We start from the raw sequence: 24646 nt of genomic DNA on the forward strand, positions 1-24646 counted from the left end.
ACTTGTTCGGTGAAGCTGGGACGGCGGGCCGGGCCTGGCGGTGGTACGTGAGCCGCCTCTCACGGGTTACTCGGGCGTAGGCGGCGCGTACCGCCACCTGAGGAGGGCGGGCGGGGCCTGCGGATTTCGTCGAGGGCGAACGCCGCACCCGCAGGGCGCCGAGGCCGCGGTGACCCGCGGCGCACCGACGGCCCCGGACGGTGAGCCCGGGGCCGTCGGCGCGCGAAGGGGAGCGGGGCTCAGCCCAGGTCGCCCGAGGCGGTGCGCTCGGCCAGCCGCAGCAGGGTGCGGACCGACGAGCCGGTGCCGCCCTTGTGCGTGTAGCCGTACGGCGCGCTCTCGTGGAACGCCGGGCCCGCGATGTCGAGGTGCGCCCAGGTGATGCCCTCGCCGACGAACTCCTTCAGGAACAGACCGGCGACCAGGCCGCCGCCCATCCGCTCGCCCATGTTGGCGATGTCGGCCACCGGGGAGTCCATGCCCTTGCGCAGTTCGGCGGGCATCGGCATCGGCCAGGACTGCTCGCCGACCTCGTCCGCGATCTCGTGGATCGTGGTGCGGAACGCGTCGTCGTTCGCCATGATCCCGAAGGTGCGGTTGCCCAGCGCCAGCACCATCGCGCCGGTCAGCGTCGCGACGTCGACGATGGCGTCCGGCTCCTCCTCCGACGCGCGGGTCAGCGCGTCGGCGAGCACCAGCCGGCCCTCGGCGTCGGTGTTGAGCACCTCGACCGTCTTGCCGCTGTACATCGTCAGCACGTCACCGGGGCGGGTGGCGTTGCCCGACGGCATGTTCTCGGCGAGCGCCAGCCAGCCGGTGACGTTCACCTCCAGGCCCAGCCGCGCGGCGGCGACGACGGTGGCGAACACCGCGGCGGCGCCGGCCATGTCGCACTTCATCGTCTCGTTGTGCCCGGCCGGCTTCAGCGAGATGCCGCCCGAGTCGTACGTGATGCCCTTGCCGACCAGCGCGAGCGTCTTCTCCGCCTTGGGGTGGGTGTGCGCGACGCGCACCAGCCGCGGCGGGGCCTCCGAGCCCTGGCCGACGCCGAGCAGACCGCCGTAGCCGCCCTTCTTCAGCGCCTTCTCGTCCAGCACCTCGACCTTGAGGCCGAACTCCTTGGCCGCCGCCTGCGCCTCGGCGGCGAACGACTTCGGGTTCAGCGCGTTGGAGGGGGTGTTGACCAGGTCGCGGGCGCGGTGGATCTCCGCCGCCAGCACCTGGGCGCGCTCGGTCGCCGCCTTGAACTCCTTGTCCCGCGGCTTGCCGCCGACCAGCGTGACCTCGGCGAGCGGCGCGGAGCCGCCGTTGCCGGCCTTCGCGGCCTTCTTCCCCTTGGCCGGGGCGCCGTCGCTGCGGAACGCGGTGAAGGCGTACGCGCCGAACAGCGCGCCCTCGGAGACCGCGGCAGCCGCCTCGGCGTCCTCCAGCGGCAGCGCGAAGGCCGCCTTCTTCGTGCCGTTCAGCGCACGGGCGGCGCTGCCCGCGGCGCGCCGCAGCGTCTCGTTGCCGTACGTCTCGCCCTTGGCCGGCGCGGCGCCGAGGCCGACCGCCAGCACGACCGGCGCCTTGAGGCCGTCGGCGGCGGGCAGCTTGGTCACCTCGCCCTCGGCACCCGTCGCGCCGAGAGTCTCCAGGACGGCGGCGAGCTTGCCGCCGAACGCCTCGTCCACGGCTTCGGCGCCGGTGGCGGCGACGGGGCCCTTGGCGCCCTTGGCCACGCCCACGACGACGGCGTCCGCGCGCGCCGTCGCGGCGGAGGAAGTACTGAGGGTCAGTGCAGTCACGGTGATGAAAGTCCTGTTCCGTCCGGGAATCCGTTCGCGCTCAGCAAGCAGCGTGCGGCCGAGCCTACGCTCGGGCCGCCCGCACGGAACGGGGCACGGCGCGGACACCCCGCCCCCAGAAGGGCCCGCAAGGAGGTCCCGCGAGGCACAACACCCTCCTCCGAGCAGGGGAGTTGAGGGGTTTCCGCCCGTTTCGGGGCGTCGGGGCAAAGAGGGGCGAACGGCTTGTTCCGCGGACGGAATGAGACCGGCGCCACAGTGACTCCGGGTGGGTGAGGCGCCGTCAACGGCCCCCGCGCGGCGGCCCGGCGGGGCTCAGCCCAGTGCCAGGACCACCAGCGCGGTCAGCGCCGCCGTCTCGGCGAGCGCGCCGAACACATCGCCCGTCACCCCGTCCAGCCGCCGCCGGCAGTGCCGCAGCAGCCCCTCGGCGACGGCCAGCGCCACCACCACCGCCAGCGCGGCGTGCACCGCGCCGGGCGCCCCGCCGACCGCACCGGCCGCGGCCGCCGCCGCGCAGACCAGCGCCGCGCACCCGGCCGCGGCGCCGCGCGGCACCGCCCCGGCGACCGCGGCGCCCAGCCCCTCCGGCCGCGCGGCGGGCACCCCCCGGCGGCAGGCGAGGGTCAGCGCGCAGCGCGCCGCGGTCGCCGACACGACGGCGGCCACGGCGCCGTGCGCCCAGCCGTCCGCGTACAGCCCGGACAGCGCCGCGACCTGCGCCACCAGCGCGAACAGCAGGGTGATGACGCCGAACGGGCCGATGTCGGACTGTTTCATCACGCGCAGCGCGTCCGCGGGCGGCTTGCCGCTGCCCAGACCGTCGGCGGTGTCCGCGAGACCGTCCAGATGGAGACCGCGGGTGAGCGCGGCGGGCACCGCGGCGGAACCGGTCGCGGCGAGCAGCGGCGAGCCGCCCGCCGCCAGCAGCGCGGCGCCGACCGCCGCCGCGACCGCCCCGACGACCAGCCCGGCCAGCGGGGCGCAGAGCATCCCGCCGCGCGCCGCCGCCCGGTCCCACCGGTGCACCCGCACCGGCAGCACGGTCAGCGTCCCGAAGGCGAACCGCAGCGCGTCCCCGGCAGCGGCCCGCTCCCCGGGCGTCGGCGGCGGTACGGATGCGGGGGCGGCGGAATCGGGCGTCTCGGTCATCGCGGCAGGCTATCCCGGAGGTGGGGGCGGCAGGCGGGACGGAAAGCGGCAAAGACGGCGAAAGCCGAGCATGTGGGATGGGTCACGGATGGCGCCGTGACGCCTCCGGACGGCCGGGAACGGCGCCCGCCTCCGCCGCCCGGCGCCGCGCCGCGACCTCCCACACCAGACACACCACCAGCGTCGCCGCGACCGCCGCCAGGTGCTCCTTGCCCGCGAGGTTGTTCTTGATGAACACCACCTCACCGGCCATCGCCGCCACCACCAGCGCACACGTCACCCGCGCCCGCAGCCGCCAGCACACGAACACCGCCAGACCCACCACCGCCGCCGACGGCCCGGTGTCCACCACCCACGCGTCCCCGGGCGGCAGCCCCACCGGACTGCCGGGCCCGATCCGCAGGCCCAGCCGCGCGTAGAGCGTCCCGGCGAGCGTCGCCAGATACGCCATCGCCAGCGTCCGCCACCGGCCCAACGTCACCTCCGCGATCCCGAACACCACCAGGACCTGCGCCAACGCGCCCCACACCGGCAGATCGAGCGCCGGGACGAAGAGCGACAGCGGCGTCCGCAGCAGCGCCAGCCACAGCGGCGTCCCGGCGGTCGGCGCCCCCGCCGCCTGCACCGGCCCGTACCCCCACGGCTGGTTCTGCACGATCTGCAGCGTCAGCGTCAGCGTCACCGACGCCAGCGTGAACGGGATCGCCCGCAGCCCGCGCGCCGCCAACGGCCCCCGCACGGCCCGCCACAGCGGTCCCCACTCGGCCTCCACGGCACGGCGCACCACACCACGCCGGACCGGCTCGCTCATCGGATGCTCCCCTGCTGCTCACGGCGGGCCGCGCCCGTACCGCTCCCGTCCCGAAGACCGCACGCCTCGGCGCGCACTGCCCCGAGCATGGCCCCGCACCCCCGCCACCTGCGGCATTTCACCGGGGCGCGGACGAGCGAATCGCCCCGCGCGCCACCGGCGCGTACGGCCCGGACCTCCGTACGGGGAGACGGGCGCGGCGGACGGGCGGCGCGGCCCGGCCGGCGGGCACACCCGCGCGACCGTCCACCGGACGGGGCGGTACGGGCCCGCCCCGGGGACGGCGCCCCACTCCCGACACGGCGCACGGCGCCCCTCCCGCATGAATCGGAAACCGGCCACCACCGGCCGGGAGGGGCCGCGGTCAGTCGCGGACCGGCAACTGCGCCGCCAGATCGGCGGCGGCCCGTACCAGCGGCAGCGCCAGCAGGGCGCCCGTCCCCTCGCCGGCTGTGACGCCGTGATCGAGCAGCGGGTTGAGCGCGATCCGGTCCAGCGCCTTGGCCTGCGCCGGTTCGCCGCTGAGCTGCCCGGCCAGCCACCAGTCCGGCGCGCGGAACGCCACCCGCTGCGCCACCAGCGCACACGCCGCCGACACCACACCGTCGAGGATCACCGGCGTCCGGCGCACCGCGCTCTGCAGCAGGAACCCGGTGATCGCCGCCAGATCGGCGCCCCCGGTGGTGGCCAGCAGCTCCAGTTGATCGCCGAGGACCGGACGGGCCCGGCGCAGCGCGTCACGGATCGCCGCGCACTTGCGCATCCACGCCAGATCGTCGATCCCGGCGCCGCCGCGGCCGGTCACCACCGACGCGTCGGTCCCGCACAGCGCGGCGATCAGCGTGGCCGCCGCGGTCGTCCCGCCGACACTCAAGTCACCCAGCACCACCAGGTCGGTCCCGGCGTCGGCCTCCTCGTCGGCGACCGCCATCCCGGCCCGGAACGCCGCCTCGGCCTCCTCGGCGCTCAGCGCGTCCTCGATGTCGATCCGCCCCGAACCGCGCCGCACCCGGTGCCGGGTGACCTCGGCGGGCAGCTCCCCGGCGTCGCAGTCCACCGCCATGTCGATCACCCGCAGCTCCGCACCGGCGCCCCGCGCCAGCACCGCCGCCGGGCTGGTGCCCTCCAGCGCGGCGGTGACGAGGTCCTTCGTACCGCCCGCCGGGCGCCCGGAGACGTTCAGCGCGGCCACCCCGTGGTCACCGGCGAAGAGCAGCACCCGGGCCCGCTCCAGCGGCCGCACCGGCACCTGCCGCTGCGCGGCGGCCAGCCATTCACCCAGCTCGTCCAGGCGGCCCAGCGCCCCGGGCGGCAGGGCCAGCAGGGCACGCCGCTCCTCGGCGTCACGGCGCGCACCGCCGTCGGGGCGCTCGATCAGGTGGGCGAAGTCATCGAGATTCAGGGCGCTCATTGGGCGCAGATTACCGGCACCGCCCGCCACGGCCGCGTCCGGAGCACGCGCGGTGCCCACGGCCCGCCCCGCACCCCGCCGCTCCTCGCCGCGCGGCCTCCCCGCGCCCCTCACCGCGCGAACCGCACCTCGCACACCACCGGCGTCCACGCGCGCAGCGCCGGGAAGCGCTGCCCGTACCCGCCGGCGGCGCCCGGTAGCGCCAACCGGCCGCCCGGCGACGGCAGTTCACGTACCGACGCGATGGCCGGATGGACGGCGGCGAGTGCGGCGAGCTGGCCGCGATCCAGGCTCCAGCGCACCGCGCCGGGCAGCGGCCCGGGGGCGAGCGCCCGGTACCGGCGGGCCACCGCCGCCGCCCGCCGCGGCAGCGCGTCGAAGACCAGCGCCCCGCCGGGCAGCCGCTCCGCGCACGCCGCCAGCAGCGCCCGCACCTCCCCGGGCGCCAGCCGCATCAGCAGCCCCGGCGCCGTCACGATCACCCCGCGGGACGGCTCGCCCACCGCGTCCAGCCAGCCGAAACCGTGCGCGGGACGGACCACCGTGCGGCGCCGCGCCCCGTCCGGCAGCAGCATCCGCCGCACCGCCGCCGTCTCCGGCGACAGCACCGAGAGCCAGTGCAACCGCCCGTTGTCCAGCCGCCAGTAGCCGGTGCCCAGCCCCTCGCCGAGCGCCACCACCGTCGCCTCCGGATGCCGCGCCACGTACGCCCGCACCGCCGCGTCCACACACCGGGCACGCCGCCCGGCCGCCCGCACCCCGGGCGGATCGACCGCCCCGGGCCCCTCGGGCACCGGCCGCACCGGACGCGCGGCGGGTGCGGTGGTACGGGCGTGGGCCCGCGGCGCGGTGCGGTGGCAGGCGCCGACGGGGGCGGCGGTCCCCGGCGCCGTGCCGGGGCCCGTCCGCGCGGTCGGCCCGGTCAGCTCCGTCAGCTCGGATTCGGTCACCGTTCAAGAGCACCCGCCGCCGGGCCGCCGGGCAAGCGGACACGTCCCCCGGCGGCCGCGTGTCATCCGCGCAGCGCAAGCGGCTGCCCGGCGACGACCAGCAGCACCTGCTCGCACTCGGCGCCGAACGCCGCGTTCAGCCGCCCCAGTTCGTCCCGGAACCGCCGCCCGGCCGGGGTCGCCGGCACCACCCCGGACCCCACTTCGTTGCTGACCGCCACCACCTGCCTGCGCGTCGCCCGGACGGCCGCCACCAGCGCGTCGGTCCGCTCCCGCAGCGCCCGCCGCCCGCCGGCCTCCCACGCCGCGTCGTCCCACGCCCCCACCTCGTCCATGACGTGCGTCAGCCACAGCGCCAGACAGTCGATGAGCAGCGGAGACGCGTCGAAGACCCGGTCGGCGGGGTCCTCGCCGCCCGGGCCCGGCCGCCGGTCGGCGCCCGGCTCCCGCGCCGGGCCGAGCACCGGGCCCGTGTCCCGCGCCCCGCCCGCCAGCAGCGGCACCAGCTCGCAGGTCTCCGCGGTACGCCACCCCGGGGGCCGCCGCTCACGGTGCAGCGCCACCCGCTGCGCCCACTCGGTGTCGCCGTCGCGTGTCCCGCCGGTCGCCACGTACAGCACGTCCGGGAAGGTCTCCAGCCGCCGCTCGGCCTCGGCCGACTTGCCGCTGCGCGCACCGCCCAGCACCAGCGTGCGCCGCGGCAGCTCCGGCGGCGCCCCGACCGGGAACTCCCCGGCCACCACCGTCGTCCCGTCCGGCACCGCCCGCGCGCCCGCCGCCGCCAGCCGGCGGTGCAGCTCCGGGCCCGGCGGCACCGTGTGGTCGAGGTGGACGGCGATCACATCGGTCGCCGCGTCCACCGCCCCGCTCGCCCGCAGCCGCGCCAGCGCGTCCGGCCGCCCGGCGACGTCCAGCAGCACCAGGTCGTACGGGCCGGTGCCGCCCATCGCCTCGTAACCGCCCGCCGCCGCGCCGTTGACCGGCCCGGCGGGGGCGGCGCCCGGCGGCAGGTACAGCAGCCGCTCGCCGCCTCCGCCGCCGATCTCGTAACCCGTCCCGGGGATGTCCACGGCGATGGCCCGCACCCGGTGCCCGTCCAGCAGCGCCAGCTCCCGCCCGTCCGCGACCCGGCCCGGCTGCGGCAGCCCCGCCGGGACCTCCAGCGCCGGACCGTCGTGCGGATGCGACAGCAGCACCTGCCGTACGCCCGACAGCGACCGCCCCGCGCGGGCGGCGGCGAACGCCGGGCCGGGCGTCAGGTCGATGAGCAGCGCGCCGTCGATGAGCAGCGCGGTCGCCGCCCGCGCCTCGTCGCCGACGGCGGTGGCGCAGGCCGCGCACGGGCAGCCGGGGCGCGGCAGCCCCCGGGGGGCTCCGGTGCCGAGCAGTGTCAGTTCCACCCGGCGATTTTCCCCCGGGCCGGGCCGCACAGCGCGCCGGGGGACCTCTCGACACGGCCGATAGGCTGCTGCCCGCACCACGTACGACCAGCAGGACAACACGCTCAGCAGCACATCACGGCACGGCGGACCGGGCCCCCGGCACGCCCGCCGCGCCCAGGACCCAGGAGGCGGACATGGCGTGGACGTGGCGGTTCGAGACGGCGGACGGTACGGAGGCGACACCCACGGTGGAGCCGGAGGAGTTCACGACCCAGGGGGACGCCGAATCCTGGATCGGCGAGGAGTGGCAGACCCTCCGCGACGGCGGCGTCGACCAGGTCCGCCTCTTCGAGGACGGCACCGAGATCTACGCGGGCCCGATGAGCCTCCACGCCGACGAGAGCTGACCGGCGCCCGGCACCGGACAACGACGAGGCCCGCGCCCCCTGCACCGGGGGCCGCGGGCCTCACGCCGTCACACCGGGGCGTCAGCCGCCCCGCACCCCGCACAGATGCAGCAGCCCGGCGACCGTACGGTACGGATCGGTCCGCCCGGCCCGCTCCTCGGCGCTCAGCAGCAGCTCCCGGCGGCGCGCACCGTCCGCACCGCCCTGCGCGGGCACCTGCGGCGCCGCGTCGGCCGAGGCGTCCGTGAAGACGCCGACGCCGTACCACTCCTGGAGCGGCGCGCCGATCCCGGCGAGCGAGGCGGTCAGCGCGTCCAGCCCGGACCGCGCCGCACCCCGCTCACCCTCCGGCGCCTCGAACGCGGCGAGCACACCGTGCCAGTCCCCGGCGAGCCCGGGCCGCATCGCCGCGGCGCCGGTGTTCCGCACCACGAGGGAGAGCAGACCACCGGGGGCCAGCACCCGCGCGAGACCCGCCAGATGCGCGTCCGGGTCCCGCGCGCCGCTCAGCAGCCCGTGGCAGAGCACCACATCGAACGAGCCGGGCAGGAAGTGCGCACCGGTGTCCCGGCCGTCCCCCTCGACCAGCCGCACCCGCTCCCGGATACCGTCCGGCTCCGCCGCGAGCGCGGCCCGTACGCCCTCCAGCGCACCCGGGTCCTGCTCCAGCGCCGTGACATGGTGACCGGCGCGGGCCAGCCGCAGCGCCTGCACGCCGTCGCCCGTCCCGGCGTCGAGCACCCGCAGCCGCTGCCCCACGGGGAAGCGCCCGGCGATCTGCTCCTCGATCTGCCGCCCGAGCAGCTCCTGCCGCACGGACGGCCGGACGACGGGAGCTGCGGGACGGTCCGCGGCGGCGGGCGCCGCGGGAGCGCCCTGCTGCGCCGGTACGGCGGGAGCCGGCAGTTGGGCCCCGGGGACGCCCGGCACGGGCGGAACGGGCCCCGCGGCGGGTGCGGCGGTCGCGGTCAGGGCCGCTCTCCGCGCTTGACCTGCGGCTTCGGCAGGCGTAGCCGGCGCATCTGGAGCGTGCGCATGACCGCGTACGCCTTGACGCCCTTGTGGCTCTCGTTCGGGAAGCGCTCCTTGAGCTGCTTGCCCATACGGAGCCAGATGCCGAGGGAGTCCAGCACGATCAGCACGATGATCACGAGCCAGAGCAGCAGCGCGATGTTCTGGATCTGCGGCACCCGGATCATGGTGAGCACCAGGATGATCACGGCCATCGGCAGGAAGAACTCGGCGACGCACCACCGCGAGTCGACGTAGTCACGGGCGAAACGGCGCACCGGACCCTTGTCACGCACGGGCAGATAGCGCTCATCGCCGCTGGCCATGGCCTCGCGCTGCTTGGCCATGTCGGCACGGCGCGCCTCACGCTGGGCCTTCGCCGCATCCTTGCGGTTGGCCGGCGTGTGCGCACGCGTACGGCGGTTGGCCTGCGCGTCGCTGCGCTTCGGCGTCGGGCGGCCCTTGGGGGCCTGCGGGTCGCGGGGCTGCTGGGGCTGGTCCGCGGTCACCTTGGCGGTCGCGGCCTGCTGATCCTTCGAACGGCTTCGGAACACAACACCCAAGGGTACGGGGTCGGCGGGTGTGAGCGGCGGTCCGAGGGGGAACGATCCGGCAACGGAACGGACCGGTCGAAGACCTCGTAACGGGACCGACCGGACGTGACCGTGGCCCTCCGGAGGCGCCCCTCCACCCTGTGCCGGAGCAATCCTCGTCCTGGAGGAGGAGCACATCCGGCTCCGAACAGTGCGGTAATGGAACCAGGGCCCGTACTGTGGGGTCTGTAGGTGTGCTGGAGTCCAACGCCCGAGGTAATTCGGTCAGAAGGGGGCGCGCGAGGCCCATGAGCGGTGTCATGAAGCGGATGGGGATGATCTTCCGCGCGAAGGCCAACAAGGCCCTGGACCGGGCCGAGGACCCGCGCGAGACCCTCGACTACTCGTACCAGAAGCAGTTGGAGCTGCTCCAGAAGGTGCGTCGCGGCGTCGCCGATGTGGCGACCTCCCGCAAGCGCCTGGAGCTGCAGCTCAACCAGCTCCAGGGTCAGTCGTCCAAGCTGGAGGACCAGGGCCGCAAGGCGCTCGCGCTCGGCCGTGAGGACCTCGCCCGCGAGGCGCTCTCGCGTCGCAGCGCGCTCCAGCAGCAGGTCACCGACCTGCAGACGCAGCACCAGAACCTCCAGGGTGAGGAGGAGAAGCTGACGCTGGCCGCCCAGCGGCTGCAGGCCAAGGTCGACGCCTTCCGCACCAAGAAGGAGACGATCAAGGCGACGTACACCGCCGCCCAGGCCCAGACCCAGATCGGCGAGGCGTTCTCCGGCATCTCCGAGGAGATGGGCGACGTCGGTCTCGCCATCGAGCGCGCCGAGGACAAGACCGCGCAGATGCAGGCGCGCGCCGGTGCCATCGACGAGCTGCTCGCCTCCGGCGCCCTCGACGACTCGACCGGTATGGCCAAGGACGACATCACCGCCGAGCTGGACCGCCTCTCCGGCGGCAGCGACGTCGAGCTGGAGCTCCAGCGGATGAAGGCCGAACTGGCCGGTGGCTCCTCCGCCGGACAGCAGGCCATCGAAGGCGGCCAGGGCGGTCAGGCGCAGCCCTCCGCCCCGCGGGACCAGCCGCGTTTCGACAAGCAGTGACCCACGCCGGCGGTTAGCCTCACAGGGATCGCCGGACCGCAGACGAGGGAGACCGTCGTGATCGTACGGATCATGGGGGAGGGCCAGGTGAAGCTGGACGACGTCCACTTCACCGAGCTCAACGCGTTGGACGACGAGCTGCTCGCCGAGATGGAGAGCGGTGACGAGGAGGGCTTCCGGCGGACGCTGGGCGCCCTGCTCGACGCGGTGCGCCGGATGGGCACCCCGCTCCCCGACGACGCCCTCGAACCGTCCGAGCTGATCCTCCCCTCGCAGGACGCCACGCTCGACGAGGTCCGCGAGATGCTCAGCGACGACGGACTGATCCCCGGCTGACCCCGGTCGGCGCCCGGCCCCGGGCGTCCACTCCAGCGCAGACGGACAGCGCCCCGGCCCCCGACGGGACCGGGGCGCTACCGTGTGCTCCCGTGACCCCTCCCGACACCGGCCGGGAAGCCCCGCGCCCCGGCCGCTTCCAGTGGCACCGGACGCACCCCCTGGCGTTCGACGCCGCCGTCGCGGTCTGCGCCCTCGCGGCGATCCTGTGCGGCGCGGTCGCCGGTCGCCACGGTCCGCACGGCGCGCGCCTCGTCGGGCACCCGCCGGAGCCCGCCACCGTCGTCCTCGCCGTCCTGGCGTGCGCCGCGCTGGTGCTGCGCCGCCGCGCCCCGCGTACCGTCCTCGCCGTCACCGGCGCGCTCACCCTCGTCGAACTGGTCACCGCGACCGGGCACTCCCGCGCCCCCGTCGCCGGGACGGCCGTCCTCGCGCTCTTCACCCTCGCCGCCCGCACCGACCGCCCCACCACCTGGCGGGTCGGCGTGCTCACCGGCGTCGCGCTGACCGCCGCCGCGATGCTCAACGGGCCCGGCCCCTGGTACTCCCAGGAGAATCTCGCGATCGTCGCCTGGACGGGGATGGCCGCCGCGACCGGTGACGCGGTCCGCAGCCGCCGCGCCTACGTCGACGCCATCCGCGAGCGGGCCGAGCGCGCCGAACGCACTCGTGAGGAGGAGGCCGGCCGCCGCGTCGCCGAGGAGCGGATGCGGATCGCCCGGGAGCTGCACGATGTCGTCGCCCACCACATCGCGCTCGTCAACGTCCAGGCCGGTGTCGCGTCCCACGTCATGGACACCCGGCCCGACCAGGCCAAACAGGCGCTGGCGCATGTCCGGGAGGCGTCCCGTTCGGCGCTCGGGGAGCTGCGTGCCACCGTCGGTCTGCTGCGTCAGTCCGACGATCCGACCGCGCCCACCGAGCCCGCGCCCGGCCTCGGTGTCCTCGCCCCGCTCGTCGACGGTTTCGTCCGTGCCGGGCTCCCCGTCGATCTCCAGGCGCCGCAGTCCGCCCAGGGGCTGCCCGCCTCCGTCGACCTCACCGCGTACCGCATCGTGCAGGAGGCGCTGACCAACGTCCGCAAGCACGCGGGCGACGGCGCCCGGGCCCAGGTCCGTATCGTCCGTACCGGGGACGCGCTGACCGTCACGGTGCTGGACGACGGCGCCGGGCGGGCGCCGGTGCCGCGCGGCCGGGCCGCGGACGGCGGCGGGGAGCCGGGCGGCGGCCACGGCCTCATCGGGATGCGCGAGCGCGTCCAGGCGCTGCGCGGCACCGTCGTCACCGGGGCCCGCCCGTCCGGCGGCTTCCAGGTGCGTGCCACGCTTCCCCTCCACCCCGCCCGTACGGAAGAGGCCCCGCTGTGACGATCAAGGTGCTGCTCGCGGACGATCAGGCGCTGTTGCGCAGCGCGTTCCGGGTGCTGGTCGATTCCGAGCCGGACATGGAGGTCGTCGGCGAGGCGTCGGACGGCGCCGAGGCGTACGAGCTGACCCGCGCGCACGTGCCCGACGTGGTCTTGATGGACATCCGGATGCCCGGCACCGACGGCCTCGCCGCCACCCGTCTGATCAGCCAGGACCCGCGGCTCGGCGGCGTCCGTGTGGTGATCCTGACGACGTTCGAGGTCGACGACTACGTGGTGCGGGCGCTGCGCGCCGGGGCGGGCGGCTTCCTCGGCAAGGGCGCCGAGCCGGATGAGCTGATCGCCGCGATCCGGATCGCCGCCGCCGGTGACGCGCTGCTCTCCCCGGCGGCCACCAAGGGGCTGATCGCGAAGTTCCTCGCCCAGGGGGAGGAGGGGCCCGAGCCCGGCGACCGGTCCGACGCCGCGCGGCGGCTGGCCACCCTCACCGGCCGCGAGCGGGAGGTCCTGGTGCTCGTCGCCCAGGGCCTGTCGAACGATGAGATCGCCGCCCGGCTGCAGGTCAGCCCGTTGACGGTGAAGACGCACGTCAACCGTGCGATGGCCAAGCTCGGCGCCCGCGACCGGGCCCAACTGGTGGTCACCGCGTACGAGACCGGACTCGTACGCCCACGGGTGCAGTGAGCGCGCGGGGGGCGTACTCCGATCGCGGTACGCCCCGCCTGCGGAAACCGACCTGGGAGCGAGGGAAACGGGCCGCGGCGTGACCGAAGGTGTAACCGGGCCGCTTTCCGTGTCCGCCGGCGCCCGGACGGCCGGGGGCGGCGCCCCGCCGCCGTGGCTGCCGCCCGGTCGCCGACCACTTCCGTCCCGCCGCCTTGAGAACCGAAGAAGGGCCGTCACCCATGTCCTGGCTGTCCCGCATCAGCCTCGTGCAACGGGGGCTGATCGCGCTGATGTCGATCGTCGCGATCGCCTTCGGCGCGCTGGCGATACCCCAGCTCAAACAGCAGCTCCTGCCCTCCATCGACCTGCCGATGGTCTCCGTGATCGCCCCCTACCAGGGCGCGTCCCCCGATGTCGTCGAGAAGCAGGTCGTCGAGCCGCTGGAGAACGGCATCCAGGCGGTCAACGGCATCAAGGGCGTCACCTCGACATCGAGCGAGGGCTCCGGCGTCATCATGGCGCAGTTCGACTACGGCAACGACTCCAAGACTCTCGTCGCCGACGTCCAGCAGGCCGTCAACCGGGCGCGGGCGAAGCTGCCCAAGGACGTGGACCCGCAGGTCGTCTCCGGCGGTACGGACGATCTGCCGACGGTCGTCCTCGCCGTCTCGTCCACCGAGAAGGACCAGCAGACCCTCGCCGACCAGCTCGACCGGACGGTCGTGCCGGATCTGAAGAACATCGACGGCGTCGGTCAGGTGAACGTCGGCGGGGTGCAGGACCGGATCGTCGCGGTCACCCCGGACGACAAGAAGATGGCCGCCGCCGGGATCGACGCCGCGGCGCTCGGCCAGGCGCTCCAGGCGGGCGGCACCTCGGTGCCGGCCGGTGCCTTCTCCGAGGACGGCCGCAGCCGGACCGTGCAGGTCGGCGCGGGCTTCACCTCCGTCGCACAGATCAAGGACCTGCGGATCGCCCCGGCGCCCGGCGCCGGCGGCGCGGCGGGCGGTGGCCGGGCCGGCGGTCCGGTCCGGCTCGGTGACGTCGCCACCGTCGCCGAGACGTCGGCCGTCCCGACCTCGATCACCCGCACCAACGGCAGGCCCAGCCTCTCCGTCACCGTGACGATGGACCAGGACGGCAGCGCCGTCGCCATCTCCGACGCGGTCAAGGACAAGCTCGACACCATCCGCTCCGGCCTCGGCGCGGGCGCGAGCGTCACCATCGCCTCGGACCAGGGACCGCAGGTCTCCCGGTCCATCGAGTCGCTGACCACCGAGGGGCTGCTCGGCCTGGTCATGGCCGTGATCGTGATCCTGCTCTTCCTGCTGAGCCTGCGCTCGACGCTGGTCACCGCGGTCTCCATCCCGCTCTCCGTCGTCCTCACGCTGATCGTGCTGTGGACCGGCGACCTCTCCTTGAACATGCTCACCCTGGGCGGTCTGACCATCGCGATCGGCCGGGTCGTCGACGACTCGATCGTCGTCCTGGAGAACATCAAACGGCACCTGGGCTACGGCGAGGAGCGGCGCGAGGCGATCCTCGCCGCCGTCAAGGAGGTCTCCGGCGCGATCACCTCCTCCACCCTCACCACCGTCGCGGTCTTCCTGCCGATCGGCGTGGTCGGCGGCATGGTCGGCGCCCTCTTCGGCTCCTTCTCCATCACCGTCACCGTCGCCCTGCTCTCCTCGCTGCTGGTCTCGCTGACCGTCGTACCGGTCCTGTCGTACTGGTTCCTGCGCGCCCCCGAGATCCCCGAGGGCACCGACCCCGAGCAGCTCCGCCGCGCGGCGGAGGAGAAGGAGGCGCGGAGCGCGCTGCAGCGGCTGTACGTGCCGGTGCTGCGGTTCGCCACCCGCCGCCGCGCGATCAGCCTGCTCATCGCCGTGGTGGTCCTCGTCGCCACCTTCGGCATGGCGCCGCTGTTGAAGACCACCTTCTTCGACCAGGGCGCGCAGGACACCCTGAGCATCCAGCAGGACCTGGCGCCGGGCACCAGCCTGACCGCCGCCGACAAGCAGGCCAAGCGGGTCGAGAAGGTCCTCGCCGGCACCGCGGACGTGCGGGACTACCAGGTCACCGTCGGCTCCTCCGGGCTGATGGCGGCCTTCGGCGGCGGCTCCGGCGCCAACCAGGCGAGCTACCAGGTCAAGCTCAAGGACGCGGCCGACTCCGACAAGGTCACCGAGGAGCTGCGCGCGGAGCTGGCGAAGCTCGGCCGGGCCGCCGGCACCACCTCCGTCAGCGCGGGCGGCGGCGGCTTCGGCAACCAGGACCTCAGCGTCGTCGTCAAGGCCGGTGACGCTGAGGTCCTGGCGAAGGCGAGCGAGCAGGTCCGCAAGGCCGTCGCGGGCCTGGACCACGTCACCGACGTCAGCAGCGACCTCTCGCAGTCCGTACCGCGGATCGCCGTGACGCCGAACGCGAAGGCCGCCGCGGCCGGTTACACCCAGGCCACGCTCGGCCAGGCCGTCGCCCAGGCCGTCAGCGGCACCCCCAGCGCCAAGGCCGTCCTCGACGACACCGAGCGCGACGTGGTCATCAGGTCCGCCCACCCGGCGACGACCGAGGCGGAGCTGAAGGACCTGCCGCTGCCGACGCCGTCCGGTATGGCCCGCCTCGGCGACCTCGCCACCGTCAAGACCGTGGCCGGGCCGGTGCGGATGACCCGGATCGACGGCGCCCGCTCGGCGACCGTCACCGCCAAGCCGACCGGTGACAACACCGGCGCGGTCTCCGCGAAGCTGCAGAGCGAGATCAAGGCCCTGAAGCTGCCGGACGGCGCCACCGCGACCGTCGGCGGTGTCTCCCAGGACCAGTCCGACGCGTTCGGCAAGCTGGGCCTGGCGATGCTGGCGGCCATCGCGATCGTCTTCCTGCTGCTGGTGGCGACGTTCCGGTCGATCGTCCAGCCGCTGATCCTGCTGATCTCGATCCCGTTCGCCGCCACCGGCGCGCTCGGTCTGCTGGTCGCCACCGGCACCCCGATGGGCGTCCCGGCGATGATCGGCATGCTGATGCTCATCGGCATCGTCGTCACCAACGCGATCGTGCTGATCGACCTGATCAACCAGTACCGGGCGCAGGGCCACGGCATCGTCGAGGCGGTCATCGAGGGCGGCCGGCACCGGCTCCGCCCGATCCTGATGACGGCGCTCGCCACGATCATGGCGCTGCTGCCGATGGCGCTCTCGCTCACCGGCGACGGCGGCTTCATCTCCCAGCCGCTCGCGGTGGTCGTGATCGGCGGTCTGATCACCTCCACCCTGCTCACCCTCCTCCTCGTCCCGACGCTCTACGCGATCATCGAGCTGCGCAAGGAGCGCCGGGCGGGGAAGAAGGCGGACAAGCGGGCCCGCAAGGCCGGCGATCCGCCCGCCGACGGCGCCCGCGACGACGAGCGGACCCCGGAGCCGGCCGGCGTCTGACGGCCCCTCCGGACCGGGCGTCCGGCCCCTCCACCAGCGGGAAGCCCCCGCGACCGCGTCCGGCGGCCGCGGGGGCTCCGGCGTTTCCGGGCTCTTCAGCGGTACGGGGCGGCCGGGCCGGGCGGTCCGGCCCGGGACAGGCCGGTCCGCGGCCCGCCCGCCGCGGCCCCCTCCGGGCGGCGCACCGGGGCCCGCCGTCACCCGGTGCGCCCCCGTCACCCGGTGCGCCCCCGTCACCGCCCGCCCGGACCGCGGCCCTCTCTCACCACCGCAGCGCCGTGAAATCCACCGGCCGCGGCCGCATCTCCCGCGCCCGCTCCGTCAACTCCCGCAGCCTTCGGGCCATCTCCTCCTCCGGCAGGTGCCTGCGGTCGCCGTGTCCGGGCAGCAGCCAGGAGAACCGCAGCCGGTCCGCGGTCCGGGCCAGCGACGCGGCCAGCTCGGTGACGGAGTACCAGGTGACGCTCTCCGCCACCTCCAGATCGCCGGTCGTCCGCGACCAGTAGAAGCTGTCGCCGCTGAAGCAGTACCGGTCGTCCGCGACGTACAGCACACTGCCGCGGGTGTGGCCGGGCAGCGGGTGGGCCACCAGCCCCTCGGCGATCTCCACCGGACCGGTGCCCCGCAGGACCTGATCCGCGTCCGGCGCCGCGTCCAGGTCGCCCTCGTGGATCCACAGCCGGGCGCCGAGGCGGTCGGCGTAGCGGCGGCCGTGCGCTGCGTGGTCCCGGTGGGTGAGCAGCACATCGGTCACCGGCCCGTCCGCCGTGAACCGCGCGGCCAGCGGTTCGGCGAAACGGGGCGTGTCGATCATCATCTGGGTGCCGTCCGGCCGCCGCAGCAGATACGCGTTGGCGCCCGCGGTGTGCGGCGAGTTGTGCCCGCACAGGCTGACCGTGTCGTCCAGCCGCAGCGGGTACGGATCGTGTTCCGCCGCCACCCGCCCGCCGCGCCGCCGCACCGACCGCGTCGGGCAGGCGAACGCCACCGCGTGCATCCGCCGCTCCTCCGCCGCGTCGCGCGGCTGCCGGACCACCTCGGACCGGCGGCCGATCTCCTCGATCAGCTCCGGCGCGAGCTGCCGCGCCACATCGCAGTTGGTGCACCGGTCGTCCACGTACCAGTCCCCGCCGTCCGCCATGTCTGCCACGTCCGCCTCCTCGACCCCTGTGACCCGTCGGTCCCCTGTGACCCGTCGGTCCTTCACTTCCCGGGCCCGAGGTTTCCGCACCACGCGGGAGAAGCGGAAGAGGGCCAGGCCCTTGTTTCTGCTGGTCATGGGCGCTCTGACCGGAGGGCTCCCGGCCCCGTCCGCGGGCCCGCGCACAAGGGCCCCGTACGGACCGCCCCGGCCCGGCCGTGGCTACGATGGCGCGATGAGCGACGACACCGGTGACGACACCTCCGAGAGCAGCTCCGGCGCGTCGCGCGGCTCCGGCGGGGGTCTTCCGGGCCTCGACACCCTGCGCCTCCTCGCCCGCTGGGAGCCCTGGGCGCTGCTGCTCGCACTGGTCGTGCTGGCCTTCGTCTTCTCCTGAGCCGGGGCCCGCGGCGGCCGCAACCGTACGGCGGGTCCGGAAGTCTGTTCCCGTATGAAGGCAACGGGAACGGCAAGACACCGGCCGAGGGCGTGGGCGGCGCTCCTGCTGAGCGCCCTCGGCTTCGCCGTGGCCGCCTGCGGCGGGGCGCCGGACGCCGGACGGCGGTCCCCCCAGGCGCGGCTGGACCTCACCTACGCGATGCGCACGTACTACCTCCCGCGCCCGGACGGGGAGCACCGGCCCAGCCCGTACGAGATCACCCTGAAGGCCCCGGAGAAGCCGGGCGGCGGAGCCGGGCCGGCCGTGCGGGGCGTCAAGGTGACGCTCGACCTGTCCGCCTTCGCGGGCCGCGCGAAGATCGGCCGGGTGAACAAGGGCTACGGCTGCGCCCGCTCCGGCGACGAGGTGGTCTGCGCCCTCGACGACATCAAGTCCGGCGAAGGCGCGATCTTCACCCCGTTCGAGCCGGAAGTCCTCCGCGACGCCCCGCAGGGCCCGGCCGGACGCATGAAGATGACCGTGACCAGCGCCAACGCCACCACCTTGCACCACACCACCGAGGTGGTCGTCGGCGCGCCCCGTCTGACGGCCCGGCAGGAGAAGCCCGTGACGGGCGTGGCACCCGGAGGCGAGATGCGGCTGACACCCGCCTTCGGCAACCAGGGCGACACCAGCACCGGCGACGGCACCGTCGTCACCCTCACCACCGAGCAGGCCACGCTCCGCCCCCGCTACCGCAACTGCCGCTACGACAAGCCCGTCCGCCCCACCCGCGCGGAGTGCGCCTTCCCCGGCGAACTGCGCCCCGGCACCGCCTACGAGACCGACGCCCCCCTCCTGGCCGTGGCCGACGAGAGCGCGCAGCGCGGCCGGTTCGACTACGCCGTGTACCGCGCCCACGAGCGCTCCGACGCGCAGTACGGCCCCCTCCTCGGCCCGTCGTCCCCGCGCGGGACGGGCCCGGCGCTGGGGCTGCGCCCCGTGGACGGCCGGGGCGAGGAGTTCACGGCCGACAGCAACGATGCCGACGGAATGGCCTTCTCCGGCCGGGAGTTCACCACCGACCGGGTCGACGACGTACGGGCCGTCCCCTTCCCGATCAAGGGCGCGGCGGGCGAGACGGTCATGGCCGATGTGCCGTTCGCGAAGGACTTCGCCGGGAAGGAGGTGCGGGTCACCCTGCCCGAGGGCCTCAGCACGGCGTCCGTCGACCCGGCGGGGTACCCGAGCGAGCTGACCTTCTGCCGTACGACCGGCCGCCGGACCGCGGTGTGCCCCTTCACCTCGTACGGCACCGTCCTCCCCGTCCGCATCGACGAACGGGTCGACGGCGCCCGGGGCGAGGTCCACGCACCGTCCGACCCGGCGACCGACCCCTGGCGGAAGAACAACACGGCGCCGGTGACGGTGGTGTACACCGGCTGACGGAACGGGGCCGCGCCCGCCCGGATCCACGGGCGGACGCGGCCCCGGCGGGCGCGCGGTCCGGCTACGGCAGCGCCAGCATCCGCTCCAGCGCCAGCTTGGCGAAGTGCTCGGTCTCCTTGTCGACCTCGATGCGGTTGACGGTCTTCCCGGCGGCCAGCGACTCCAGCGTCCAGACGAGGTGCGGCAGGTCGATGCGGTTCATCGTCGAGCAGAAGCACACCGTCCGGTCGAGGAAGACGATCTCCTTGCCCTCGGGGGCGAAACGGTTCGCCAGCCGGCGGACGAGGTTCAGCTCCGTCCCGATCGCCCACTTCGATCCGGCCGGCGCCGCCTCCAGCGCCTTGATGATGTACTCCGTCGACCCCACCTGATCGGCGGCGGCCACCACCTCGTGCTTGCACTCGGGGTGGACCAGCACGTTCACCCCCGGTATGCGGGCCCGGACGTCGTTCACCGACTCCAGCGAGAACCGCCCGTGCACCGAGCAGTGGCCGCGCCACAGGATCATCTTCGCGGCCCGCAGCTCCTCGGCGGTCAGCCCGCCGTTCGGCTTGTGCGGGTTGTAGACCACACAGTCGTCCAGGGACATGCCCAGATCCCGGACGGCGGTGTTGCGCCCCAGATGCTGATCGGGCAGGAACAGCACCTTGGTGGACGAGGCGTCCCCCTGCGCGAACGCCCACTCCAGCGCCCGCTTCGCGTTGGACGAGGTGCAGATCGTCCCGCCGTGCTTGCCGGTGAACGCCTTGATGTCGGCGGAGGAGTTCATGTACGAGACGGGCACGGTCGCCTCGGCGACGCCCGCCTCGGTCAGCACGTCCCAGCACTCCGCGACCTGCTCGGCGGTGGCCATGTCCGCCATCGAGCAGCCGGCCGCCAGGTCCGGCAGGATGACCTGCTGGTCGTCGCCGGTCAGGATGTCGGCGGACTCCGCCATGAAGTGCACACCGCAGAAGACGATGTACTCGGCGTCCGGCCGGGCGGCGGCGTCCCGCGCGAGCTTGAAGGAGTCGCCGGTGACATCGGCGAACTCGATCACCTCGTCGCGCTGGTAGTGGTGGCCGAGCACGAACACCTTGTCGCCGAGCGCCGCCTTGGCCGCGCGGGCACGCTCGACCAGATCCGGGTCGGACGGGGCCGGGAGGTCGCCGGGGCACTCCACGCCGCGCTCGCTCTTCGGGTCGGCCTCGCGGCCGAGCAGCAGCAACGCCAGCGGGCTCGGCGTTACGTCCAGGGGCTGGGCGGTGGTCACGACACGCACCCTCTCTTCTCCTCGGTGGGCGCGGCGGAGGCCGCACCGGGGGCCCGGGCGGAGGTGCCGCCGGACCCTTTTCGTCTATTTGACGCTATCTATCATATCCGCTTCACGTCACTTTGACGATGGCCATTGTGTCGATGTGACGCATCCGTACCCGCCGTTCCCGGGCGTCACAGCGGCCCCGCGCGCAGGTGTGCGAGCATGAGGAGGGAAGGTCAGCGGAGCCCGGCCGGGGCGGCCCGGAAGGGCCCGACCCACCACGCGCGCAGCCGGAATTAATCCGGGACGACGCCGGTTGCAGTTGGGTGCATCCGTTGACAAGCGGTCCGTACAACCCGGGAGAGATCAGATGAGCGTGCAGGACGAGAAGGCCGCCGTCAGTGACGGCATCATCCTGTCCGACGCGGCCGCGTCGAAGGTGAAGGCCCTGCTGGAGCAGGAGGGTCGCGACGACCTCGCCCTGCGGGTCGCCGTGCAGCCCGGCGGCTGCTCCGGCCTGCGGTACCAGCTCTTCTTCGACGAGCGCTCGCTCGACGGCGATGTGATCAAGGACTTCGACGGCGTCAAGGTCGTCACCGACCGGATGAGCGCCCCGTACCTGGGCGGCGCCTCGATCGACTTCGTGGACACCATCGAGAAGCAGGGCTTCACGATCGACAACCCCAACGCCACCGGCTCCTGCGCCTGCGGCGACTCCTTCAGCTGACCGGCTGCGGGACGACAGACGGCGGAAGGCGGCACCCCGCGAGGGTGCCGCCTTCCGCCGTTTTCCGTACCCGGTCGTTTTCCGTACCCGGCCGTCCCCCGATTCCGTCCCCGGTCGTTCCCCGGGCCGCTCCGCCCGGCCCCGCCGCGCGGGCCGGCCGGACGGGGAGATCCGACCGGCCCGCACGGCCGGGGTCCGGACGGGGCGCGCCCGCCGGGCCGGCCGGGACTACTGCGCGGGCACCGGCTCACCCGTCGAGGCGTCCAGCACCTTCCGGTCGTCCAGCGGCGCCTTCAGCGTCACGGACCGGGTGAACTCCTTCGCGCTCTTCACGCACAGCCGCCCCGGCTCCTTCTCCTTGCCGGTGATCTCCGTCCGCACCGCCGCGTCCGACTCCCGTACGCGCACCGTGTACGTACTGCACACCCCGCCCCAGAAGTGCAGCGTCAGTTTCCGGCCGCCGTCGGAGACCGCGTACGCCTCCGCCGCCATCGCGCCCGGCTGCCCGGACGGCGCCGCCGACCCCTTCGCGGGACCGTCGCCGGGGTGGGTCAGATACTGCGGCTGCACCGCCGGGTGCGCCACCGTCGACGCCGCGTCCGGACCGTCGCCCGCGCCCGGCTGCCGGACCTCGAACAGCCATGACGGCACCAGCGCCTGGCCGCCCGAGACGTACTGCACCGACAGTCCGAAGACCGCGCCGGTCACCCGGGCCGGCTGCTGCGCCCGGGTCGGCGCCGGCTCGCACCGCGCGATACCGCCGGAACTTTCCGGCGCCGCGTCCGACGACGGGCAGTCGCCCGGAGTGTGGCTGCCGTCGCGGGAGTTGAGCCGCGCCAGCGTCCGCTCCGCGCTCAGCACCGGGTACTGGGCGCCCTTCACCGGACGCGCCAACTGCCCGCTGCCGCCGACCACTTGACCGTCCGCACCGACCTGGAGATCGCTCTGCCAGCCGTACGTCGGCAGCCCGCCGAGCACCGGATCGGCCCGCACCGTGCGCACCGCCCCGGACAGCCCGTGCGCGTCCAGCCGGGCGTCCGACTGGCCCAGCGCCGCCAGCACCGGCCGCACCGCCCGCTCCGCCGCCCGCTGCGAGACGGCGCCCGCGCCGCTGCCGTCGTCCCGCGTCGCGGCGTCCGGCCCGCCCCGGTACGACGGGCACCCCGGCGCCTGTGACGCCCCGCCGTCCGCGCCGCCGCCGGGGGAGGCGGGCAGTGCGCAGTTGGTGCCGCCGGGCGTGCCGTACGCGGAGTACGTCCAGGAGCCCGAGCCGGTCTTGGAGACCGTCAGGACCGGGCCCCGGCCGTCCCGCGCCGGCCCGCCGACCTTCCAGGTGGTGCCCTCGGACCGGACCTTTCCGGCCACATCCAGCGCCTTCGCCAGCCGCTTCACCGCGTCCGGCGCGATGGCGCCCCGGGGCCGGTACACCGGCGCGGCACCGGGCCCGTCCGGCAGCGCCTTCACCGGCCGGTACGCGGCGCCCTGCGGATTGGGCTCACCGGCGGCGATCTGCCCCCGGCCCTGGTAGCCGTCGAGCACCAGGGGCGGCGGCCCGCCCGCCGTGCCGTGCTCCGGGCCGTCGCCGCCCGCCGCCGAGGCCCAGTACGCGGCCCCGCCACCGGCCACCAGTACCGCCGCGGCCACCGAGACGACCGCGACCCGGTTCCGCCGCGACCGCGTGGCACCGGTCGATTCGGGGGTGGTGTCCTCGCTGTTCACCGCATCGCTCCTTCGGCTCCGCCGTCGTCGTACGCCCTCCGCGGGGGAGGGCACCGGTGGGACGCCGCCGGGGCGCGGACGGTTCCCGGGCCGGTGCGCCCGGCGTCGCGGGCGGCGCCCCCGGACCGGCCGGACCCGGGCGCACCACCGGGCGGGCCCGGGGCACGCCCCGGCGTCCCGGCCCGGCCCTACCCGGTCTCAGTCCCCGTACTCCGACATGCCGTCCACCAGCGCCGCGGACCGCGCCGGGACGCGTACCCCACGCAGTTCGGCGGCGCGGCCGGGCGGGGGAGCGGTGTGCGCGGAGCGCCAACGCGGCGCCATCCGCGCGCAGTCGCCGCGCAACTGGTCCAGCGACTCGGGCTCGGCGGCGTCCGGGCGCCGGACACCGGCGGGGGAGGTGAGGTGCTTCACAGGCTTGGTCATACCGGAACCGTACGCATCCGGCCCCAGTCGGGAAAGCCCTACTATGGGGTAGTTCCGGCAGGTGGGAGAGGCCCCGGGGAGCGGGTAGCGTGGTGCAACGCCCGCCCCTCCCTACGCCTCCGCAGGAGTAGACAGCCGTGCGTATCGCAGTCACCGGCTCCATCGCCACCGACCACCTGATGACCTTCCCCGGCCGCTTCGCCGACCAGTTGGTCGCCGATCAGCTGCACACGGTCTCCCTCTCCTTCCTCGTCGACCAGCTCGACGTCCGGCGCGGCGGCGTCGCCGCCAACATCTGCTTCGGCATGGGCCAGCTCGGCGCCACACCGATCCTGGTCGGCGCCGCGGGCAACGACTTCGACGAGTACCGCGCCTGGCTCGACCGCCACGGCGTCGACACCCGTTCGGTCCGCATCTCCGAGGTGCTGCACACCGCCCGCTTCGTCTGCACCACCGACGCCGACCACAACCAGATCGGCTCCTTCTACACCGGCGCCATGAGCGAGGCCCGCCTCATCGAGCTGCAGACCGTCGCCGAGCGCGTCGGCGGCCTCGACCTCGTCGTCATCGGCGCGGACGACCCGGAGGCGATGATCCGCCACACGGAGGAGTGCCGCACCCGCGAGATCCCGTTCGGCGCGGACTTCTCCCAGCAGATCGCCCGCATGGACGGCGAGGCGATCCGCACCCTCATGGAGGGCGCCGCCTACCTCTTCTCCAACGAGTACGAGAAGGGCCTCATCGAGTCCAAGACCGGCTGGAGCGACGAGGAGATCCTCGCCAAGGTCGGCACCCGCGTCACCACCCTCGGCGCCAACGGCGTCCGCATCGAGCGCGCCGGCGAGCCCGCCATCGAGGTCGCCACGCCCGAGGAGCACGCCAAGGCCGACCCGACCGGCGTCGGCGACGCCTTCCGCGCCGGCTTCCTCTCCGGCCTCGCCTGGGGCGTCGGCCTGGAGCGCGCCGCCCAGGTCGGCTGCATGCTCGCCACCCTCGTCATCGAGACCGTCGGCACCCAGGAGTACGAGCTGCACCGCAGCCACTTCATGGACCGCTTCACCAAGGCGTACGGCCACGAGGCCGCCGCCGAGATCCAGCAGCACCTGGCCTGACCGGCCCGGGGGCGCCGTCGCCGCCCCGAGGTGTGACCGCGGCCCCGTGCCCCGCCCCCGGGCGAGGAGCGCGGGGCCGCGGCATGCCCGGCCCGGCGCGTCCGTACGCC

At 74.8% G+C, this 24646-nt stretch carries 22 protein-coding genes; 10 read left to right on the forward strand and 12 right to left on the reverse strand.

Annotated features, from left to right (window positions below):
• Positions 1-239: 239 nt before the first annotated feature.
• The 6 genes from ACGH2B_RS21250 to ACGH2B_RS21275 all read right to left on the reverse strand — a co-directional run bounded on the left by ACGH2B_RS21250 (position 240) and on the right by ACGH2B_RS21275 (position 7511).
• The gene (locus ACGH2B_RS21250) at positions 240-1787 is read right to left on the reverse strand and encodes a leucyl aminopeptidase (RefSeq protein WP_399092083.1); all 1548 of its coding nucleotides are present in this window, start codon (positions 1785-1787) and stop codon (positions 240-242) included.
• 315 nt (positions 1788-2102) lie between these two features.
• Positions 2103-2939: an adenosylcobinamide-GDP ribazoletransferase gene (locus ACGH2B_RS21255; protein ID WP_399092086.1), complete on the reverse strand. Its 837-nt coding sequence runs from the start codon at positions 2937-2939 to the stop codon at positions 2103-2105.
• 82 nt (positions 2940-3021) lie between these two features.
• On the reverse strand, positions 3022-3750 hold the full coding sequence (locus ACGH2B_RS21260) for a hypothetical protein (protein ID WP_399092089.1): 729 nt from the start codon (positions 3748-3750) through the stop codon (positions 3022-3024).
• 364 nt (positions 3751-4114) lie between these two features.
• The gene (gene cobT / locus ACGH2B_RS21265) at positions 4115-5161 is read right to left on the reverse strand and encodes a nicotinate-nucleotide--dimethylbenzimidazole phosphoribosyltransferase (RefSeq protein WP_399092092.1); all 1047 of its coding nucleotides are present in this window, start codon (positions 5159-5161) and stop codon (positions 4115-4117) included.
• Between the two features lie 110 nt (positions 5162-5271).
• Positions 5272-6111: a class I SAM-dependent methyltransferase gene (locus ACGH2B_RS21270; RefSeq protein ID WP_399092095.1), complete on the reverse strand. Its 840-nt coding sequence runs from the start codon at positions 6109-6111 to the stop codon at positions 5272-5274.
• 62 nt (positions 6112-6173) lie between these two features.
• On the reverse strand, positions 6174-7511 hold the full coding sequence (locus ACGH2B_RS21275; RefSeq protein WP_399092098.1) for a bifunctional adenosylcobinamide kinase/adenosylcobinamide-phosphate guanylyltransferase: 1338 nt from the start codon (positions 7509-7511) through the stop codon (positions 6174-6176).
• A 176-nt stretch (positions 7512-7687) separates the two neighbouring features.
• On the opposite strand from ACGH2B_RS21275, the gene ACGH2B_RS21280 reads away from it, so the two are divergent.
• Positions 7688-7900 carry a hypothetical protein gene (locus tag ACGH2B_RS21280; protein WP_399092100.1) on the forward strand — a complete coding sequence of 71 codons (213 nt, stop codon included), beginning with the start codon at positions 7688-7690 and terminating at the stop codon, positions 7898-7900.
• Positions 7901-7981: 81 nt separating this feature from the next.
• On the opposite strand, the gene ACGH2B_RS21285 is transcribed toward ACGH2B_RS21280, so the two are convergent.
• Entirely contained in the window at positions 7982-8830 is an 849-nt protein-coding gene (locus ACGH2B_RS21285; protein ID WP_399092102.1) for a class I SAM-dependent methyltransferase, read from the reverse strand.
• A gap of 38 nt (positions 8831-8868) precedes the next feature.
• A complete protein-coding gene (locus tag ACGH2B_RS21290; protein ID WP_399092105.1) occupies positions 8869-9465 on the reverse strand; it encodes a DUF3043 domain-containing protein in 597 nt (198 codons plus the stop codon).
• A gap of 287 nt (positions 9466-9752) precedes the next feature.
• On the opposite strand from ACGH2B_RS21290, the gene ACGH2B_RS21295 reads away from it, so the two are divergent.
• From ACGH2B_RS21295 to ACGH2B_RS21315, 5 genes are all read left to right on the forward strand, one after another.
• The gene (locus ACGH2B_RS21295; RefSeq protein WP_399092108.1) at positions 9753-10550 is read left to right on the forward strand and encodes a PspA/IM30 family protein; all 798 of its coding nucleotides are present in this window, start codon (positions 9753-9755) and stop codon (positions 10548-10550) included.
• A 57-nt stretch (positions 10551-10607) separates the two neighbouring features.
• On the forward strand, positions 10608-10886 hold the full coding sequence (locus tag ACGH2B_RS21300; protein WP_399092111.1) for a hypothetical protein: 279 nt from the start codon (positions 10608-10610) through the stop codon (positions 10884-10886).
• Positions 10887-10978: 92 nt separating this feature from the next.
• The gene (locus ACGH2B_RS21305; RefSeq protein WP_399092114.1) at positions 10979-12253 is read left to right on the forward strand and encodes a sensor histidine kinase; all 1275 of its coding nucleotides are present in this window, start codon (positions 10979-10981) and stop codon (positions 12251-12253) included.
• Positions 12250-12936 carry a response regulator gene (locus ACGH2B_RS21310; RefSeq protein ID WP_399092117.1) on the forward strand — a complete coding sequence of 229 codons (687 nt, stop codon included), beginning with the start codon at positions 12250-12252 and terminating at the stop codon, positions 12934-12936. The genes ACGH2B_RS21305 and ACGH2B_RS21310 overlap by 4 nt, the downstream gene beginning before the upstream one ends.
• 221 nt (positions 12937-13157) lie before the next feature.
• Positions 13158-16346, forward strand: a complete 3189-nt coding sequence (locus ACGH2B_RS21315; protein ID WP_399092120.1) for an efflux RND transporter permease subunit — start codon at positions 13158-13160, stop codon at positions 16344-16346.
• Between the two features lie 262 nt (positions 16347-16608).
• Here the strand turns inward: ACGH2B_RS21315 and ACGH2B_RS21320 are convergent, their stop codons facing one another.
• Positions 16609-17487 carry a 4Fe-4S domain-containing protein gene (locus tag ACGH2B_RS21320; protein ID WP_399097199.1) on the reverse strand — a complete coding sequence of 293 codons (879 nt, stop codon included), beginning with the start codon at positions 17485-17487 and terminating at the stop codon, positions 16609-16611.
• Positions 17488-17722: 235 nt separating this feature from the next.
• Here ACGH2B_RS21320 and ACGH2B_RS21325 point away from each other — a divergent pair, with 235 nt between their 5' ends.
• Positions 17723-17884, forward strand: coding sequence for a hypothetical protein (locus tag ACGH2B_RS21325; protein ID WP_399092123.1), 162 nt, complete (start codon positions 17723-17725; stop codon positions 17882-17884).
• A 54-nt stretch (positions 17885-17938) separates the two neighbouring features.
• The gene (locus ACGH2B_RS21330; protein WP_399092126.1) at positions 17939-19312 is read left to right on the forward strand and encodes a hypothetical protein; all 1374 of its coding nucleotides are present in this window, start codon (positions 17939-17941) and stop codon (positions 19310-19312) included.
• A 64-nt stretch (positions 19313-19376) separates the two neighbouring features.
• On the opposite strand, the gene nadA is transcribed toward ACGH2B_RS21330, so the two are convergent.
• Entirely contained in the window at positions 19377-20567 is a 1191-nt protein-coding gene (gene nadA, locus ACGH2B_RS21335; RefSeq protein ID WP_399092129.1) for a quinolinate synthase NadA, read from the reverse strand.
• A 355-nt stretch (positions 20568-20922) separates the two neighbouring features.
• Here nadA and ACGH2B_RS21340 point away from each other — a divergent pair, with 355 nt between their 5' ends.
• A complete protein-coding gene (locus tag ACGH2B_RS21340; RefSeq protein WP_399092132.1) occupies positions 20923-21279 on the forward strand; it encodes a HesB/IscA family protein in 357 nt (118 codons plus the stop codon).
• Positions 21280-21507: 228 nt separating this feature from the next.
• Here ACGH2B_RS21340 and ACGH2B_RS21345 read toward each other — a convergent pair whose 3' ends face one another.
• Positions 21508-22998 carry a hypothetical protein gene (locus tag ACGH2B_RS21345; RefSeq protein WP_399092135.1) on the reverse strand — a complete coding sequence of 497 codons (1491 nt, stop codon included), beginning with the start codon at positions 22996-22998 and terminating at the stop codon, positions 21508-21510.
• A 198-nt stretch (positions 22999-23196) separates the two neighbouring features.
• Complete coding sequence (locus ACGH2B_RS21350) at positions 23197-23424, reverse strand: hypothetical protein (protein ID WP_399092138.1); 228 nt, start codon at positions 23422-23424, stop codon at positions 23197-23199.
• Between the two features lie 137 nt (positions 23425-23561).
• Between ACGH2B_RS21350 and ACGH2B_RS21355 the strand changes: the two genes are divergently transcribed.
• Complete coding sequence (locus ACGH2B_RS21355; protein WP_399092141.1) at positions 23562-24536, forward strand: carbohydrate kinase family protein; 975 nt, start codon at positions 23562-23564, stop codon at positions 24534-24536.
• Positions 24537-24646: the final 110 nt, after the last annotated feature.

The organism is Streptomyces sp. BBFR2, from assembly GCF_044497305.1.
GTDB lineage: Bacteria > Actinomycetota > Actinomycetes > Streptomycetales > Streptomycetaceae > Streptomyces.